The 18,009-nt window shown below is 57.4% G+C and carries 11 protein-coding genes and 2 rRNA genes; 7 read left to right on the forward strand and 6 right to left on the reverse strand.

Translation table 11 applies throughout. From position 1 onward, the window contains the following. From F3I47_RS09840 to aceK, 6 genes are all read left to right on the forward strand, one after another. Positions 1 to 100: ribosomal RNA gene (locus F3I47_RS09840) — 23S ribosomal RNA — on the forward strand; the annotation flags it as partial. Positions 101 to 199: 99 nt separating this feature from the next. Beyond that, positions 200 to 315, forward strand: a 5S ribosomal RNA gene (gene rrf, locus F3I47_RS09845). A gap of 179 nt (positions 316 to 494) precedes the next feature. Further along, positions 495 to 1,424 carry a homoserine O-succinyltransferase gene (gene metA, locus F3I47_RS09850; protein WP_009092644.1) on the forward strand — a complete coding sequence of 310 codons (930 nt, stop codon included), beginning with the start codon at positions 495 to 497 and terminating at the stop codon, positions 1,422 to 1,424. Between the two features lie 263 nt (positions 1,425 to 1,687). Further along, positions 1,688 to 3,286, forward strand: a complete 1,599-nt coding sequence (gene aceB, locus F3I47_RS09855) for a malate synthase A (RefSeq protein WP_150028773.1) — start codon at positions 1,688 to 1,690, stop codon at positions 3,284 to 3,286. A 17-nt stretch (positions 3,287 to 3,303) separates the two neighbouring features. Continuing rightward, entirely contained in the window at positions 3,304 to 4,605 is a 1,302-nt protein-coding gene (gene aceA, locus F3I47_RS09860; protein WP_150028772.1) for an isocitrate lyase, read from the forward strand. A 61-nt stretch (positions 4,606 to 4,666) separates the two neighbouring features. Continuing rightward, positions 4,667 to 6,415 (forward strand): bifunctional isocitrate dehydrogenase kinase/phosphatase, encoded by a 1,749-nt coding sequence (gene aceK, locus F3I47_RS09865; protein WP_150028771.1) that lies wholly within the window; start codon positions 4,667 to 4,669, stop codon positions 6,413 to 6,415. On the opposite strand, the gene iclR is transcribed toward aceK, so the two are convergent. Further along, on the reverse strand, positions 6,390 to 7,217 hold the full coding sequence (gene iclR / locus F3I47_RS09870) for a glyoxylate bypass operon transcriptional repressor IclR (protein WP_046100998.1): 828 nt from the start codon (positions 7,215 to 7,217) through the stop codon (positions 6,390 to 6,392). The genes aceK and iclR overlap by 26 nt on opposite strands. A 194-nt stretch (positions 7,218 to 7,411) precedes the next feature. Here iclR and metH point away from each other — a divergent pair, with 194 nt between their 5' ends. Continuing rightward, the gene (gene metH / locus F3I47_RS09875; RefSeq protein ID WP_150028784.1) at positions 7,412 to 11,095 is read left to right on the forward strand and encodes a methionine synthase; all 3,684 of its coding nucleotides are present in this window, start codon (positions 7,412 to 7,414) and stop codon (positions 11,093 to 11,095) included. A 410-nt stretch (positions 11,096 to 11,505) separates the two neighbouring features. On the opposite strand, the gene F3I47_RS09880 is transcribed toward metH, so the two are convergent. From F3I47_RS09880 to pgi, 5 genes are all read right to left on the reverse strand, one after another. Beyond that, complete coding sequence (locus tag F3I47_RS09880; RefSeq protein ID WP_046100999.1) at positions 11,506 to 13,596, reverse strand: YjbH domain-containing protein; 2,091 nt, start codon at positions 13,594 to 13,596, stop codon at positions 11,506 to 11,508. After that, positions 13,596 to 14,339, reverse strand: a complete 744-nt coding sequence (locus F3I47_RS09885) for a capsule biosynthesis GfcC family protein (RefSeq protein WP_009092636.1) — start codon at positions 14,337 to 14,339, stop codon at positions 13,596 to 13,598. The genes F3I47_RS09880 and F3I47_RS09885 overlap by 1 nt, the downstream gene beginning before the upstream one ends. Then, complete coding sequence (locus tag F3I47_RS09890) at positions 14,336 to 14,983, reverse strand: YjbF family lipoprotein (RefSeq protein ID WP_046101001.1); 648 nt, start codon at positions 14,981 to 14,983, stop codon at positions 14,336 to 14,338. Before F3I47_RS09890 ends, F3I47_RS09885 begins: the two co-directional genes overlap by 4 nt. 176 nt (positions 14,984 to 15,159) lie before the next feature. Further along, complete coding sequence (gene yjbE, locus F3I47_RS09895) at positions 15,160 to 15,408, reverse strand: exopolysaccharide production protein YjbE (RefSeq protein WP_009092634.1); 249 nt, start codon at positions 15,406 to 15,408, stop codon at positions 15,160 to 15,162. A 564-nt stretch (positions 15,409 to 15,972) separates the two neighbouring features. Next, the gene (pgi, locus tag F3I47_RS09900) at positions 15,973 to 17,619 is read right to left on the reverse strand and encodes a glucose-6-phosphate isomerase (RefSeq protein ID WP_150028770.1); all 1,647 of its coding nucleotides are present in this window, start codon (positions 17,617 to 17,619) and stop codon (positions 15,973 to 15,975) included. Between the last annotated feature and the right edge of the window lie 390 nt (positions 17,620 to 18,009).

The following is an 18,009-nucleotide window of genomic DNA, read 5'->3' on the forward strand; positions in this document are numbered from 1 at the left end:
CCTGAAGGGACGTTGAAGACGACGACGTTGATAGGCCGGATGTGTAAGCGCAGCGATGCGTTGAGCTAACCGGTACTAATGACCCGTGAGGCTTAACCTTACAACGCCAGAGGCGTTTTTGAGAGACACGATTTTCAGTTTGTGACGGATAAAGAATAAGCAGAAGCGAAGATTTTTTCGTTTCGTGCACCAAGATTTGCCTGGCGGCTTTAGCGCGGTGGTCCCACCTGACCCCATGCCGAACTCAGAAGTGAAACGCCGTAGCGCCGATGGTAGTGTGGGGCCTCCCCATGCGAGAGTAGGGAACTGCCAGGCATTATATAAGTGAAGAAGCCCCGCACCGACGTGCGGGGCTTTTTTACGTCTGCTGTTTGCCAGTTTAAGCTGAAACATTTTCATTTTCTGCATGAAACCTCGACAACTCACCCCAATCAGGCTAATGTTGGGCATCCAGATGTCTAAACGTTTATACGGTTGTATGAGGTGAGCAGGTTATGCCAATCAGGGTTCCCGACGAATTACCGGCAGTAAATTTTTTGCGTGATGAAAATGTCTTTGTCATGACATCATCGCGCGCCAGTGTTCAGGAGATCCGTCCGCTTAAAGTGCTGGTACTGAATCTGATGCCGAAGAAGATCGAAACGGAAAATCAGTTTCTGCGTCTGCTGTCCAACTCACCCTTACAGATCGATATTCAGCTGCTGCGTATCGACAGCCGTGAGTCACGCAACACCCCCAGCGAGCACCTCAACAACTTCTACTGCAATTTCGAAGATATTCAGCACGACAACTACGATGGCTTAATCGTGACAGGTGCGCCGCTCGGACTGGTTGATTTTAACGATGTCGCTTACTGGCCACAGATTCAGCGCGTGCTGCACTGGGCAAATGAGCATGTTACCTCGACCCTGTTTGTCTGCTGGGCAGTGCAGGCTGCGCTGAATATTCTCTATGGTATTCCGAAACAAACCCGACAGAACAAACTGTCTGGCGTCTATGAGCATCAGATACTGCATCCGCACGCGTTACTGACCCGGGGTTTTGATGATAACTTCCTGGCTCCGCACTCACGCTATGCTGATTTTCCTACCCAGCTGATCACGGATTACACCGATCTTGAGCTGTTTGCTGAATCGGAACAAACCGGTGCGTATCTGATGGCGAGCAGGGACAAGCGACTGGTCTTTGTTACCGGTCACCCGGAGTATGATGCCCTGACCCTGGCCGGTGAGTACCATCGCGATTATGAAGCGGGCGTGAAACCGGAGATTCCTTATAACTATTTCCCGCAAAATAATCCGGCGCTGCCACCGCGGGCCACCTGGCGCAGCCACGGCAATCTGCTGTTTTCGAACTGGCTCAACTACTACGTCTATCAGATCACGCCGTTCGATCTGCGTCACATGAATCCGACGCTGGAATAGTCCCGCTTAATCTTCAACTGAACCGTGTTAGCCGATGGCAGCACGGTTTTTTTTCGCCTGTAAAAAGCCAGATGAAAAGCATTCCTTTAAAAAATAAAACTTTAATCCGTTCTGAAACAGAGGGATATCGCCGTTTAAATATAAAAATGGAAATAGTTTTTGATTTAAGAAAATAAATGCTTATGCTCTGGATCTGTAGCTCACAAAACAAACAGCGAGTGGATCCGCTGCATTCGATCTTTTGAATACAGGAGAGCGCCAGCATGACAGATTCCGTGATCAGCCATACCCTGACCTTCAGCCAGCCCCTGAACCAGGGAGCAGAGAGCCTGTTTACCTCTGAAGCCATCTCGTTTTTAGAGGCTCTGGTGACACGCTTTGCGCCGCAACGCGAAGCACTGTTACTCGACCGTCAGCGGCGACAACAACGCTATGACCATGGCACGCTGCCAGACTTCGATATGGAAACCGCTTCCATAAGAGAAAGTGAATGGCATATTCGATCCATTCCGGCCGATTTAGCGGATCGCCGGGTGGAGATCACCGGGCCGCCCGATCGGAAAATGGTGATCAACGCGCTGAATGCTGACGTGAACGTCTTTATGGCTGACTTTGAAGATTCGCTTTCCCCGGCGTGGTCAAAACTAATTGACGGTCAGCTGACGCTGCGCGAGGCGGTGCAGGGGACGCTGAGTTACACCAGCGACAAGGGCAAAATCTATCAGTTGAACGCCCACCCGGCGGTGCTGATGTGCCGGGTGCGCGGTCTGCATCTGTCAGAAAAACATGTCAGCTGGCAGGGTAAGGCGATTCCGGGCGGCCTGTTCGATTTCGCTCTCTACTTTTTCCACAACGTTCGCGCTTTACTGGCGAAAGGCAGCGGCCCTTACTTCTATCTGCCGAAAACCGAAAACTGGCAGGAGGTCGCCTGGTGGCGTGAGATCTTTCGTTTCAGCGAGGATCAGTTCGATCTGCCGCGCGGAACGATCAAAGCGACGGTGCTGATCGAGACCCTGCCTGCGGTCTTCCAGATGGATGAGATCCTGTGGAATCTGCGCGATCACATCGTCGGCCTGAACTGCGGTCGCTGGGATTACATCTTCAGCTATATCAAAACCCTGCAACAGCATCCGGATCGGATATTGCCGGATCGCCAGTCGGTGACCATGTCGCAGCCATTCCTGGATGCCTATTCGCGACTGCTGATTAAAACCTGTCATCGCCGGGGGGCATTTGCGATGGGGGGGATGTCGGCCCTCATTCCCCATAAAGATCCGGTGCGCAATGCCTGGGTATTGCAACGCGTAACGGAAGATAAGCAGCGTGAGGCGGGCAATGGGCACGACGGCACCTGGATAGCGCATCCTGGCCTGGCAGAGAGTGCGATGGCCGTCTTCAATGCCACTCTCGGCAACCGGCCTAATCAGCTGCATGTCATGCGTGAAGCGGACGCCCCGATCACGGCAGAGCAGTTACTTGCGCCCTGTGAAGGGCAACGCACCGAGGCGGGTATGCGTGCCAACATCCGCGTCGCGCTGCAATACCTTGAGGCCTGGATTAGCGGTAACGGCTGTGTGCCGATTGATGGACTGATGGAGGATGCCGCTACGGCGGAGATTGCGCGCACCTCTATCTGGCAGTGGATTCGCCATCAGCAAATCCTGGACAGCGGCCAGCCGGTCACCGCTGAACTGTTTCTGCGCTGGCTGAACGAAGAGCTGCATCTGCTGCAAAACACGCTGGGTGAATCCCGTTTCAGCGGCGGTCGCTACCACGACGCGGCGCAGCTGATGGCGCAGATCACCACCGAACGCGAACTGGTTTCCTTTCTTACCCTGCCAGGCTACCGCCTGATCCCCTGAACAGAGGAGCTATTGCCATGACACGCACTCAACAAATCGAGCAACTTGAACAGGATTGGCAGACCGCACGCTGGCAGGGGATTACCCGCCCGTACAGCGCAGCAGAGGTGGTTAATCTGCGCGGCTCATTACAACCCGCCTGTACGCTGGCGGAGCGCGGTGCAGAGAAACTCTGGGCACTGCTGAACGGCAAGGCAAAGAAGGGCTACATCAACAGTCTGGGCGCGCTGAGCGGCGGTCAGGCCCTCCAGCAGGCGAAAGCGGGCATTGAAGCGATCTATCTCTCTGGCTGGCAGGTGGCGGCAGATGCCAACGTTGCCGGGCAGATGTATCCCGATCAGTCGCTCTATCCGGTCAACTCAGTGCCGGAGGTCGTGACGCGCATCAATCAGACCTTTCAGCGTGCCGATCAGATTCAGTGGTCCGCGGGTATCGAAGCGGGTGACAGCCGGTACACCGATTTCTTTCTGCCGATTGTTGCCGATGCGGAAGCGGGTTTTGGCGGCGTGCTGAACGCATTCGAACTGATGAAGGCGATGATTCAGGCGGGTGCCGCGGCGGTTCACTTCGAGGATCAGCTGGCTGCGGTGAAAAAATGCGGCCATATGGGCGGTAAGGTGCTGGTGCCGACTCAGGAGGCGATTCAGAAACTGGTGGCGGCCCGGCTGGCCGCCGATGTGATGGGGGTGCCCACCCTGCTGCTGGCCCGCACCGATGCCGATGCCGCTGACCTGATCACTTCAGACTGCGATGAATACGACCGTCCCTTTATCCGGGGCGACCGGACGGCAGAAGGGTTCTTTCGCACCCATGCGGGGATAGAACAGGCGATCAGTCGCGGTCTGGCCTATGCACCCTATGCTGACATCCTGTGGTGTGAAACCTCGACGCCGGACCTGGCGATGGCGCAACGCTTTGCCGACGCCATTCATGCGCGCTTTCCCGGTAAGCTGCTGGCCTATAACTGTTCGCCGTCGTTCAACTGGAAGAAGAATCTCGACGACAGCACCATCGCGACGTTTCAGCAGTCGCTCAGCGACATGGGTTATCGCTTTCAGTTCATCACGCTGGCAGGCATTCACAGTATGTGGTTCAACATGTTCGATCTGGCTCATGCCTATGCTCAGGGCGAAGGGATGCGACACTATGTTGAAAAGGTTCAGCAACCTGAGTTTGCGGCGCGCGATCGCGGTTACAGCTTCTCGTCGCATCAGCAGGAGGTTGGCACCGGCTATTTCGATCAGGTCACCACCACCATTCAGGGCGGTAAATCGTCGGTCACGGCGCTGACCGGTTCGACCGAAGAGCATCAGTTCTGACGCGCTTTCCTGACGGATCTCCCGCCCGCATGCTGCGGGCGGGCCTTTGCCGGAGCTGATTATGCCGCCACGTGAATCTTTAATCGCCCTCACGATTCTGCAGGGTTCAGATGCGCAGTATGGCCGCTTTCTGGATATCACCGCCGGGGCGCAGCAGCGGTTTGAACAGGCGGAGTGGCAGGCGGTGCAGCACGCCATGAAGGCTCGCATCCACCTCTACGACCATCATGTCTCTCTGGTTGCTGACCAGCTGCGGGTGCTGAACGGCGCGGCAGACTGGGATCAGGCATTCTGGCTGCGGATCAAGGAACACTATCAGAGCCTGCTTCCCGGCTACCCGCGGCATGAGATTGCCGAAAGCTTTTTTAACTCCGTCTACTGCCGGTTACATGGCCATGCCGATCTGCAGCCGGAGCGCCTGTTTATCTTCAGCTCTCAATCCCAGGCTACGCCGGTCACCCCTTTGCGGCCCCTGTCGCGACGTTATCTGCCGGACAGAGGCTGGCGGGCCGTGGTGGATCAGGCTCTGGCCGATTTACCACTGACCCTGCCGTGGCAGCATCGCGCCCGGGATGTCGGCTGGATTGTCCGTCACCTGACGTCGCACTTTGCCGATCTGGATCAGGGCTGGCTTGAGGTCAGCAGTGAGCTTTTTTATCGCAACAAAACCGCGTGGCTGGTGGCGCGCCTGCATCTGCCGGACGGCATCGCTCCCTGTCTGCTGCCAATTCAGCGCACTGACGCCGGCGAACTCTGGATAGACACCTGTCTCACCGATGTGAATGACGCCAGCATTGTCTTTGGGTTCGCCCGCGCCTGTTTCATGGTCTATGCCCCGGTGCCTGCTGCGCTGGTCGCCTGGCTGCAACCGATTCTGCCAGGCAAAACCCTGGCGGAACGGTACAGGGCAATTGGCTGCCAGAAACATGGCAAAACGGAAAGCTACCGTGAATATCTTCAGGCGCTGGCAGAGAGTGATGCGGCCTTTGAGATCGCGCCTGGCGTGCGCGGCATGGTGATGCTGGTTTTCACGCTGCCGGGGTTTGATCGGGTGTTTAAGGTGATTAAGGATCGCTTCGCGCCACAGAAAGAGGTGACGGAAGCGCAGGTGCGCGCCTGTTATCAGCAGGTCAAAGAGCATGATCGCGTGGGACGTATGGCCGATACGCAGGAGTTTGAGCAGTTTGCGCTGCCGCTGGCGCGCTTCTCACCGGCGCTGCTGGCTGAGCTGAACGCCTGTGCGGCAGAAAAAGTGGAGATCCAGGGCGACCGTCTGATTATTCGTCATCTGTGGCTGGAGCGACGGATGCAGCCGCTTAATCTCTATCTGGCGCAGGCCAGCGCGGCAGAGCGGCATCATGCAATTGAGGAGTATGGCAACGCCATCCGGCAGCTGGCGGCCGCCAATATCTTTCCCGGCGATATGCTGTTTAAAAACTTCGGCATCACCCGCCATGGCCGGGTCATTTTTTATGACTACGATGAGATCCGCCCGATGCTCGAACTGAACTTCCGGGAGGTGCCGCGCGCGCGTTACGAGGAAGATGAACTCAGCGCAGAGCCCTGGTACAGCGTCGGACCGGACGATGTGTTTCCGGAGACTTTCCGCTATGCGTTATGCAGCGAAGCCGCGACCGGCGCCTTGCTGCTGCAACTGCATCCGGAGCTTTTTGACCCCGGCTGGTGGCGCGCTCAGCAGCAGCGCATCGCTCAGGGCCATGTGGAAGAGGTGATTGCCTGGCGGCAGACACAGCGTTTCAGCGTCTGCTACGCGGCAGAAACCGTTAACGACCGCTGTACGCCAGCGTAACCTGTCGCGCCTCGCGGATGACCAGCGCGCCGAGTTCAGTAATGCGGTCATCTGTCATGCGGGCAATCGGGCCGGAGATGGAGAGCGCCGCAAAGGCGTCGCCATGCTCGTCATAGATGGGGGCGGCGACACAGCGCAGACCCAGCGCATGCTCTTCATCGTCAAAGGAAAAGCCCGCTTTGCGCACCTGTGCCAGATTCTCCTTCAGGCTCTGCGGCGACATCAGCGTCTTCGCGGTGTAGTAGTGCAAGCCCTTCTGATGCAACAGCGCCGTGACCTGCTCATCGCCCAGATGTGCCAGGAACGCTTTGCCGGCACCGGAGGCGTGCATCGGCAGCTTGCCGCCAATCGGCGCGGACATCCGCATCAGCTGCGTACACTGCACCTGATCGATGATCACGGCCTGATGATCGCTGAGATCCAGTACCGCCAGATTGACCGTCTCGCCGGACTGTTCCATCAGCCTGCGCAGCACCGGGTGCACCAGCGCCAGCAGGTTACGGCTTTGCAGAAAACTGCTGCCGACCACAAAGGCGTGTGCGCCGATAGTCCACAGACCCAGGTCGCCCACCTGACGGACAAAACCCTGCTGCTGCATGGTGCTGAGCAGGCGATGGGTGGTGGAGTTTGGCAGGCCCGCCTGCTGGGCCAGTTCGGTCAGCGCCACGCTGCCGTGTGAATCGGCAATCAGCTCCAGCAGGGTCAGTCCGCGCGTCAGCGACTGGACCTGACCGCCCGCAGGTGCGGCGACAGGTGTGCTACGGGGTTTTTTGCCGCGCTTAGCGGGAACCGGCGTTGCCATGGGAAACTCCTCTTTTGCATTGTGGAAATCATTTTCGTTTTAATCGTGACGTTTGCAAACGCTGCTTTTCTGGTCAGACCTCTCTGCCCGCGATCGTTATCCGTCCCGGATAAGGTGACTTTGTCGCCAGTTAAGCTTGTGCCAGAATGAAAAACAGGCTTTTTCGCCAGCAGACTGACGTGAGTGGGGCAACGGTGAGCACGAAAATCGACGCGTTATATCAGCAGCTCGCACAACGCATCATGGTGCTGGACGGTGCCATGGGCACCCTGATCCAGCGCTACCGGCTGGAAGAGGCGGATTTTCGCGGCAGCCGCTTCGCCGAGTGGTCCTGCGATCTCAAAGGCAACAACGATCTGCTGGTGCTGAGTCAGCCGGCGGTGATCCGCGAGATCCACGACGCCTATCTGGCCGCAGGCGCTGACATCCTCGAAACCAACACCTTCAATGCCACGTCGATTGCGATGGCAGATTACCGCATGGAAAACCTCTCGGCAGAAATTAACCGTGAAGCGGCCCGGCTGGCACGATCCTGCGCCGATGCGTGGACGGCGAAAACGCCGGATCGTCCGCGCTTTGTGGCGGGCGTGCTGGGCCCGACTAACCGCACCTGCTCTATCTCGCCCGATGTAAACGATCCCGCCTTCCGCAACGTCACCTTCAGTCAGCTGGTGGACGCATACCGGGAGTCGACCCGCGCGCTGGTGGAGGGCGGTGTTGACCTCATAATGATTGAAACGGTGTTCGACACGCTGAATGCGAAAGCCGCGGTCTATGCGGTGCAGAGCGAGATGGAGGCGCTGGGCGTGACGCTGCCGCTGATGATCTCCGGGACGATTACCGATGCCTCCGGGCGGACGCTCTCCGGCCAGACCACCGAAGCCTTTTATAACGCTCTGCGTCATGCAGAACCCCTCTCTTTTGGTCTGAACTGTGCGCTCGGCCCGGATGAGCTGCGTCAGTATGTGGCGGAGCTGTCGCGCATCGCTGAGGGCTACGTCAGCGCGCACCCCAACGCGGGTCTGCCCAATGCGTTTGGCGAATATGATCTCGATGCGGAAGTGATGGCCCGGCAGATGGGGGAATGGGCCCGTGCCGGCTTCCTGAATATTATTGGCGGCTGCTGTGGCACGACGCCGCAGCATATTGCCGCCATGGCCGCCGCTGTTGAAGGCGTCGCACCGCGGAAGCCACCGGCTATTCCGGTGGCCTGTCGTCTCTCCGGTCTGGAGCCGCTTAACATCAGCGCCGAATCACTGTTTGTCAACGTCGGGGAGCGCACCAACGTCACCGGCTCGGCAAAATTTAAAAGACTGATTAAAGAAGAGAAATATCACGAGGCGCTGGACGTCGCGTTGCAGCAGGTGCAGAGCGGCGCGCAGATTATCGACATCAATATGGACGAAGGGATGCTCGACGCCGAAGCGGCGATGGTGCGTTTTCTGAATCTGATTGCGGGCGAACCCGATATCGCCCGCGTGCCGGTGATGATCGACTCTTCGAAATGGGCGGTGATTGAAAAAGGGTTACAGTGCATTCAGGGCAAAGGAATCGTTAACTCGATTTCGATGAAGGAGGGCGAGGCGGCCTTTATCCATCATGCCCGTCAGGTGCGGCGCTACGGCGCTGCCATGGTGGTGATGGCCTTTGATGAAGTGGGGCAGGCGGATACCCGCGCCCGTAAGATCGCGATCTGCCGCCGGGCTTATCAGATCCTCACACAGGAAGTCGGTTTCCCGCCGGAAGATATCATCTTTGACCCCAATATCTTTGCCGTGGCGACCGGCATAGAGGAGCACAACAACTACGCGATGGACTTTATCGGGGCGTGCGAAGATATCCGGCGTGAACTGCCCCATGCGATGATCTCGGGCGGCGTCTCCAACGTCTCATTTTCTTTTCGCGGCAACGAACCGGTTCGCGAAGCGATCCACGCCGTGTTCCTCTATCACGCTATCCGCAACGGCATGGGGATGGGGATTGTCAACGCTGGCCAGCTGGCTATCTATGACGATCTGCCCGCTGAACTGCGTGATGCCGTCGAAGATGTGATCCTCAACCGGCGCGAAGAGGGCACCGAGCGGCTGCTGGCGCTGGCGGAAACGTACCGTGGCGGCAAAAGTGACGGCGCGCAGGAGAAACAGCTGGCGGAGTGGCGCGGCTGGGCGGTAGCTAAGCGGCTGGAATATTCGCTGGTTAAAGGAATAACGGAGTTTATTGAGCAGGATACCGAAGAGGCGCGCCAGCAGGTGTCCCGCCCGATAGAGGTTATTGAAGGGCCGCTGATGGCGGGCATGAATGTGGTCGGCGACCTGTTCGGCGAAGGCAAAATGTTTTTGCCGCAGGTGGTGAAATCGGCACGCGTCATGAAACAGGCGGTGGTGTATCTGGAACCCTTTATCGAGGCCAGTAAAGAGGCCGGGCGCAGCAACGGCAAAATCGTGCTGGCCACGGTGAAAGGGGATGTGCATGACATCGGCAAGAATATTGTTGGCGTGGTGCTGCAGTGCAATAACTACGAAATTATCGACCTGGGCGTGATGGTGCCAGGGGAGAAGATCCTGAAAACCGCGCGGGAAGTCGATGCGGATATCATCGGCTTGTCGGGCCTGATCACGCCGTCGCTGGATGAGATGGTTAACATGGCGAAGGAGATGGAGCGTCAGGGCTTTACGCTGCCGCTGCTGATAGGCGGCGCGACTACCTCAAAGGCGCATACCGCCGTCAAAATCGAGCAGCACTACAGCGGTCCGACGGTTTACGTGCAGAACGCTTCACGCACCGTCGGCGTGGTGTCATCGCTGCTCTCTGACACGCTGAAAGCCGATTTTATTGCCCGGACCCGACGGGAGTATGAAACCGTGCGCATCCAGCACGCACGCAAAAAACCGCGCACGCCGCCGGTGTCGCTGCAGGCTGCGCGCGATAACGCCAGCCTGATCGCGTGGGAAAACTACACGCCACCGGTGCCGCATCGCCCCGGCGTCAGCCAGGTAGAGGCCAGTATCGACACGCTGCGCCACTATATCGACTGGACGCCGTTCTTTATGACCTGGTCGCTGGCGGGCAAATATCCCCGCATTCTGGAAGATGAGGTGGTGGGTGAAGAGGCACAGCGTCTGTTTGCCGATGCCAGTGCGATGCTCGACAGATTAAGTGAGCAGTCGCTGCTGACACCGCGGGGCGTGATCGGTATTTTCCCGGCTAACCGGGTCGGTGATGATATCCATCTCTATAGCGATGAGCGGCGCGATGAAGTTTTGTGTGTGAGTCATCACTTACGTCAGCAGACAGAGAAAGCCGACTTTGCAAACTACTGCCTGGCCGATTTCGTGGCACCCAAATCAACGGGAAAAGCGGATTATCTTGGCGCTTTCGCGGTGACCGGTGGGCTGGAAGAGGATGCGCTGGCGGCGGCATATGACCTGCAGCATGACGACTACAACAAGATTATGGTGAAGGCGCTGGCGGACCGTCTGGCGGAGGCGTTTGCCGAATATCTGCATGAGCGGGTGCGTAAGGTGATCTGGGGCTTCGCCCCCAATGAAAATCTCAGCAATGACGAGCTGATTCGCGAGCGTTATCAGGGGATACGACCGGCGCCAGGCTATCCGGCCTGCCCGGATCACACCGAAAAAGCGGCCATCTGGACGCTGCTGGGGGTGGAGGAACAGATCGGCATGACGCTCACCGAATCCTATGCCATGTGGCCGGGCGCCGCCGTCGCTGGCTGGTACTTCAGCCATCCTGACAGTCGATATTTCGCCGTGGCGCAGATCCAGCGTGACCAGGTGGAGGATTATGCGGCACGCAAAGGCATGTCGGTCAGCGAAGTGGAACGCTGGCTGGCACCGCATCTTGGCTATGACGAGGAGTAAAAAAGCGGCCGGGAGGCCGCCTGAAGAGGGATAAGCTGTTATATCGAGCCAGCACAGGAAACACGGACAGATCGGAAAGGCGCTAAAGCCAGTCCCTGGCCGCTCGGCCCGCGCCGTCCCTGGCGCGGGACGCTTTCCTCTTCTGTCCCTATTTCCTGTGCATCAGGCTTCTTCATTGCTGAGAGTCTCCCTGACCGGGCTTGTCAGCCAGTCCATGCATACAGGTGATTTCCTGAAACGCGTGCCGACGTCAAAGCGATGGGAGCATACGCCTGGAGTAAAGCATCGCGGGCCACGGATGGCCCGCGTTGAGCTGCCATGGATGGCATCTTTGCGTCTTTACGTAGGGCGTATGCTCCCTGAGCCTGCTTCCAGTTAACCGCATGAAACGGCCCTGAGGCCGCCTCTGCTTAGTTAAAGCGCGCGTCGCGATCGGACGTCAGATCATACAGCTGGTATTTACGACCCAGCATCTGACCGCCATCACGCGTCAGCGGCACCCAGTTAACCTGCGCGCGACCGCGTGTTGGCGTCACGGTGAACAGATCCATCGGCACGGAGATATAGAAGCCTTTGGTGAAGTCACCCTCGCCATACTCTTCCGAGGAGACGTTGGTTTTCGTGGCATACACTCCCACCATCACACCGCTGTCAAAGCGCTTGGACACATCAACCGTCACGCCTTTATCTTTCGCCAGATACTGACCGACGCTGGCTTTCACCAGCACATCCTGCATAAACCACGGACGCCAGTAGCCGGTCAGGTTGCCGGTTGAGGCTTTATAGCGGTTGAACTGCATCATGTTGTCCCAGTCACGCTGCCGGACGTAGTTGGCATCGACGCCCACCGCCCAGTTCGCATCGACCGGACGATAGAGCACCTCGCCGCCCACGCCGCCATACATCGTCTCCAGATAACCGCCGTAGACCTGACCATAGAAGCCGTTACCGAGGTGGCCCATATAGTTGGCCTGCAGATCGTTAACGTAGACGTTATTCTCGACGTAGTCGCGGATGTGGGTACGCACGCGCGGCAGCGATGAGTCGGCCGGTGCGCCGTTATAGTTGAACTTATCGTAGTTGTTGGCGAGGTTGCCAAACAGACTGCCCCCCACCAGCAGGTGGTCGGTCAGCCAGTAATCGACGTTACCCATCACGCCGACCTGATACATGTAGAAACTCTCCGGGCCGCCCACCGACTGATTCAGCACCGGTGACAGGCTGTAGTTCAGGCGATCTTTGCGGATAAACATCCCCTGCTCAGTAGTGCCCGGATCGACTGGATCTTTGCGCGTCTGCTGCAGCGGCTGCTCATGGCCCAGCGGATAGCCTTGCAGATCGTTACGCAGGCTGGCGACCTGCGTTTCCGTGGTGACCTGCGGCATATTAAAGCGCGACTCGGTGACATTGATGGTGTCGATGCCGTCCGGCAGATGATTCATGATGATGCGGTTAGCACGATCGACGCCTTCGCGGGTATCGCGATATTTGGTCTGCTCACCGGAGACATAGAGCGTATGCCCCTGTGTCTGAATACGCGGGCCATCGAGACCGGCGTTATATTTCAGGTCGGTAAGCTGATTCCCCACCACGGTCGGCTCCAGCAGACGCGGCTGCGGCTGCGGATTGTAGGCGGGCTTCTCGCTGTCGATGTGCGCCTGGCGCAGATCGTTAAAGTTCGTGCGCAGGGTAACACCAAACATAAAGGTGTTGCCGCGTTCGTAGCTGGCGTTGATATCCGCCCAGTCGGTCACACGGTAAATCGCCCCGACGTTCAGCTTGCTGCGCTGCTCCAGACGGCCAGCAAAGTCATTCTGATAGTCGTTGCCCTCATACTCCATTTTAAGGCGCAGCGGCTGCCAGGGGGTCTGATACTCAATACCGCCAAACAGCGCCGTCGGACCGTGGAACATCTGCGAGCCGTTGATGGAACCCGCTTCACCGACCCGTGGACGCTGACAGTAGCTGTCGCTGTAGGAACAGAAGGGGTTCTTCACCGTGCCGCTGTTGCCGAGATAGCCCCAGCCGAGACCGAACGTAAAGTCGAACGGCCCCCAGGCCTTGGTCGCCACCAGATATTCGCTGTCGAACAGGCCCGTGCCGCCGAGATCGCGGGTGCCGACCGCCACTTCCGGCAGCCAGAATCCTTCCTGCCACAGACGCAGTTTCAGGTCGAAGGCTTTATCTTTATAGCTCTGCGTGCCGCTGAATTCAGAGACCGCACTGTACTGGCGGGTACGCACGTCGGTGTAACGCACGGTCGTCTCCAGCCACGGGAAGAGCTGCAGCGATGCGGAGTAATAGCGATACTGATCGTTGTCGCGGGCATTGAGGCTGAACTCCCCCTCTCTGGCCATGCGCGCGGTCGGCACCTGCATCAGGCCCACGCCGCCAAAATCAGATTGTGAAGGTCCCACCGGCGCAGGCCAGGTGTCAGCCTGCGCCTGACAGGCTGCCGCCACGGAAACAGCCAGCAGGCTGAAGAGATAACGTTTTTTCATCAGTCTGGTATCCGGTGAGTCAGTACGGAGAGGAGGCGATCGTTGAGATCTTCATAGGCACCTGGCAGGCTCCACGATGAAAAGCCGAGCCAGATAATGCTGCCTGGCTCCACTTCCACATGGCGATGATTCCAGTACGCTACCGGCACCTGCTGCGTGGCACCCGACGGAGCAATCACCGTAACAAAATTGCGTTCTGCCCCGGAAAGTAACGAATGCCCCGCAAGATAGTCACGTACGGATTTTCCCGGTTGCCAGCTCACTTTGCCTGCCCCACTCAGCGCGCCGAGCAGCAGCACGGAATCGGACGGGGTTTGCAGCCAGAGGTCATAGCTGCCTTCCAGACGACGGTTATCTGCCGGATGCAGACGGATCCAGTCCGGGTCGAGCGAGGTAAACTGGCGGCCTGTTACCCTGATCGCACTCAGCTGGCGGATCACCTCATCAATGGCCGCCGCCCGGTCGCCACTGCTGTCGGCACGCCACGCGCGCAGCTCGCCCAGCGTCTGCTGATAGTGCTGCTGTGCCACGGCGCTGGCACCGCGCTCGGCAATAAAAGTACGACGCCAGTCCGTGTTCGCCTGCAGCGGAGGAAGCGTCACCAGTTGGGCGAGATCGGCAATCTGGCTCAGTTCAGCCTGACCGCCATTATGCGGTGCGTGGACAATCACCTGCGCCGTCGCCTGCGCGCCTGCGCTGCTGAGCAGGCTCAGCCCGGCCAGCAAAAATGTTATTTTTTTCATGATTTCGCCGGCTTCAGAATAGTGGTGTCTACAGGGAAGGCATCTGCCGCCAGCATCTGATGGGCCTGCACCACATCGCCGCTGCTGTTATCGATCCAGAAGGTGTTTTCCCACGTGCGGTTACTGCTGTCGATGCTCACCTGCTCATGCCAGACGCGGCAGGGAATGCGGTTGCCCGCGAGGGTCAGGACTTCATCGGTGCCGCGCGCAAAGGTAGAACGCACGGTCGCGCCGCGAACCTTGCCCTGTTCGGTCCACTGCACGATGCGGGTCCAGCCTGCGCCATTGCTGAGGTGAAGGGCGGCAGCCAGCGGGTCCTGCTGCAGATTGCTGACGCTCAGCAGGTTATCCGGTAAGCCCAGGGTTTTTACCAGGCGCCCATGCTGTGTGACCAGCATCGCCTGATCCTGAGTCACCCATTTCTGCTGACCATTCTCGTTATAGCCCAGCACCACGAAAATACGCGGTCCCTCATTCAGCCGGGCATAGAGACTGGCGTAGGGCAGATTGTTGACCTGTTGATCGGTTACGGTGACGTCGTCAGGACCGTTAACCGCGAGCAGCAGGGTCTGTTCAAGACCTTTTTGCGTTTGTGTACAGGCCTGCAGCAGCAGGCAAGCGAGCAGCAGAGGAAGTTGGCGCACTGTGTGTCCCTGATAAGTCATGCCAAAGTAAAAATAACCACACAGACGTGTGGTTATGTTTAAAGGTGCTCTGCCCGTTACGTCTGGCGGCAAAACGGCGGACTGCGTGGCGTCGCTAAAACGTCAGCGTTGCCCGTGAGTCACCGGTCAGCAATCAGACGCGTTTCGGGTTTCCATCAACGAGTTGTGCTCGTCGTGGTTGTGGTTGTTGTACCGGTATTTGCACCGTCACCACCGCCAGAAGCGGCGATCCCGATCCCGACCAGCGCGCCCAGCGCACCGATACCGACAGCGGTCGACGTGCCGGACGAGATTGCTCCCGCCTGCGCGCCAGCTGCGGAACCCGCTTCTTCCGGCGCGGCAAAGGCGCTGGATGAGGCGGCAACGAGGATCAGGGCTGCACCGGCAACCATAGTTTTTTTCATAACAACGTTTCCTGCATTGAGTGAATGAAGGATCTCCGCCTGACGACCCTGGCTATACAGACAAGCTATGACCAGAGCGACAGGCAGTCCCATTGCGGGCGCGTTCATTATAGGGCAACAAAATATCAGAGTTCAGCGCTATAAAAACCAGGGCGGCGAAGGAGGTGATGGCGTGATTTAATCAGTCAGATTGGAGATAACCGCCTTTTATATCGGAATATTTCGGCCTGATGCCAGATATTTCGCTGCGGGTTAAAGAATTGCAAAGCGTAATGTTCTCTTTTATTAATATCTGGTACGGAATAAGAATAATCAGAATTTACTCAGGATTGCTAAAATTAAATAGGATTATGAATCAAGGGTTAACCCAGGGTAACGACACTTTTCAGGTCCATTTTATACTGGGTGTTGGCGGGTATGCTCCGGCAATGTTCAGAATTGTCTTAGGTGACTTTCGGAATTTTCCCGCGCCAGTGACGGTCTGTATATCCATAAAGCGCCAGACAGGGCGTAAACAGAGACAAAAAAGGCGGCAAATGTGCCGCCTGATTAATTTAAAGCCGATTAACGCCAGGACTTGTAGCGATTAATTAAGGCATTAGTGGAACTGTCATGACTGGTAATCTGTTCATCATTTTCCAGTTCCGGCAGAATGCGGTTCGCCAGTTGCTTCCCTAATTCCACACCCCACTGATCGAAGGTGAAGATATTCAGGATGGCACCCTGAGTGAAGATTTTATGTTCATACAGGGCAATCAGCGCACCCAGGCTGAATGGGGTAATCTCACGCAGCAGGATAGAGTTGGTCGGGCGGTTACCTTCAAAGACTTTGAACGGCACGATATGGGCCACGGACTCTGCGGATTTACCGGCATCCGTAAACTCTTTCTCCACGACGTCGCGTGACTTACCAAAGGCCAGCGCTTCGGTCTGCGCAAAGAAGTTGGAAAGCAGCTTCGGATGGTGGTCGGCGAGGGCGTTATGGCTGATGGCGGGTGCAATAAAGTCGCACGGCACCAGCTTGGTTCCCTGATGGATCAGCTGATAGAACGCATGCTGACCGTTGGTGCCCGGTTCGCCCCAGATAATAGGACCGGTCTGGTAGTCCACCGGGTGACCGTCGCGATCCACATACTTGCCGTTTGACTCCATATTTCCCTGCTGGAAATAGGCCGCAAAGCGGTGCATGTACTGGTCATAAGGCAGGATCGCTTCGGTTTCGGCACCAAAGAAGTTGTTGTACCAGATACCAATCAGCGCCAGCAGCACCGGCAGGTTCTGTTCAGCAGGCGTCGAGGCAAAGTGCTGATCCATGGCGTGTGCGCCGCTCAGCAGCTGCTCGAAGTTATCGAAACCGATAGAGAGAATGATCGACAGGCCGATGGCAGACCAGAGCGAATAGCGACCGCCGACCCAGTCCCAGAATTCAAACATGTTGTTGGTGTCGATGCCAAACTCGCCCACCGCTTTGGCGTTGGTGGAGAGCGCCGCAAAGTGTTTCGCCACGTGCTGCTGATCGCCAGCCGTTTTCAGGAACCAGTCACGCGCACTGTGGGCGTTGGTCATGGTTTCCTGCGTGGTAAAGGTCTTCGATGCGACCAGGAACAGGGTGGTTTCCGGGCTGAGATCTTTCAGCGTTTCGGCGATGTGGGTGCCGTCAACGTTAGAAACAAAGTGCATGTTCAGGTGGTTTTTATACGGGCGCAGCGCCTCAGTCACCATGAACGGGCCAAGGTCGGAGCCGCCGATACCGATGTTTACCACGTCCGTAATCGCTTTACCGGTATAGCCTTTCCACTCGCCGCTGATGATACGTTCGGAGAAGCCTTTCATCTTATCCAGCACCGCGTTCACTTCCGGCATCACATCTTTGCCATCCACCAGAATCGGGGTGTTGCTGCGGTTACGCAGCGCGACGTGCAGCACCGCACGATCTTCGGTCCGGTTAATCTTCTCACCCGAGAACATAGACTTAATGGCACCGCTGAGATCGGTCTCTCTGGCCAGCGCCTGTAACTTATCGAGGGTTTCCTGGATGATGCGGTTTTTGGAGAAATCCACCAGCATCTGATCATCAAAGGTGGCAGAGAATTTGGCAAAACGATCGGCATCCTCAGCAAACAGATCGGCAATTTCCACCGATTTCATCTGCTCAAAATGCTGTTGCAGCGCTTTCCAGGCTGCGGTTTGTGTCGGATTGATATTTTTCATGGCAACACTCTTGTTGATAAAAAGAACCGTCATCCCATCGGGTCACATCGACCCCGTTTAGCGTTTCAGTATGACCACAGTTGTAACTGAAAGGAAAAATTTTGTCAGCGCGCTCCGGGCTGGGGAGCGGAAAGCCCCCATCCTGTCGCCAGCATTCACTGGCGCGAACAGCCGGAGAGGGCAGTGACAACGTCCGACCGAGTGTGACGCGAAAGGCCGTACAAAACGTTGTGCCGAATCAGGAATGAATGCAACGGCTGAACCCATTAAGCTTCGCAGAAAAAAGGGCGCGTCGGACTGAACCCACCCAGCACTCTAGACGCTGTGGCGCAGGCAGATTTGTTTTCTGATGCGGCGCGCCAGCCATGCTGACATTGACAGCAGGGCCAG

The organism is Pantoea sp. M_10 (genome assembly GCF_008631515.1).
GTDB classification, from domain to species: domain Bacteria; phylum Pseudomonadota; class Gammaproteobacteria; order Enterobacterales; family Enterobacteriaceae; genus Pantoea; species Pantoea anthophila.

Excerpts from the sequence above, each read along its gene's own strand:
- iclR (WP_046100998.1), bottom strand. The coding sequence starts at position 7,217 with ATGGCAACGCCGGTTCCCGCTAAGCGCGGCAAAAAACCCCGTAGCACA.
- F3I47_RS09885 (WP_009092636.1), bottom strand. The coding sequence starts at position 14,339 with ATGAAAAAAATAACATTTTTGCTGGCCGGGCTGAGCCTGCTCAGCAGC.
- yjbE (WP_009092634.1), bottom strand. The coding sequence starts at position 15,408 with ATGAAAAAAACTATGGTTGCCGGTGCAGCCCTGATCCTCGTTGCCGCC.
- aceK (WP_150028771.1), top strand. The coding sequence starts at position 4,667 with ATGCCGCCACGTGAATCTTTAATCGCCCTCACGATTCTGCAGGGTTCA.
- metA (WP_009092644.1), top strand. The coding sequence starts at position 495 with ATGCCAATCAGGGTTCCCGACGAATTACCGGCAGTAAATTTTTTGCGT.
- pgi (WP_150028770.1), bottom strand. The coding sequence starts at position 17,619 with ATGAAAAATATCAATCCGACACAAACCGCAGCCTGGAAAGCGCTGCAA.
- F3I47_RS09880 (WP_046100999.1), bottom strand. The coding sequence starts at position 13,596 with ATGAAAAAACGTTATCTCTTCAGCCTGCTGGCTGTTTCCGTGGCGGCA.
- aceA (WP_150028772.1), top strand. The coding sequence starts at position 3,304 with ATGACACGCACTCAACAAATCGAGCAACTTGAACAGGATTGGCAGACC.
- aceB (WP_150028773.1), top strand. The coding sequence starts at position 1,688 with ATGACAGATTCCGTGATCAGCCATACCCTGACCTTCAGCCAGCCCCTG.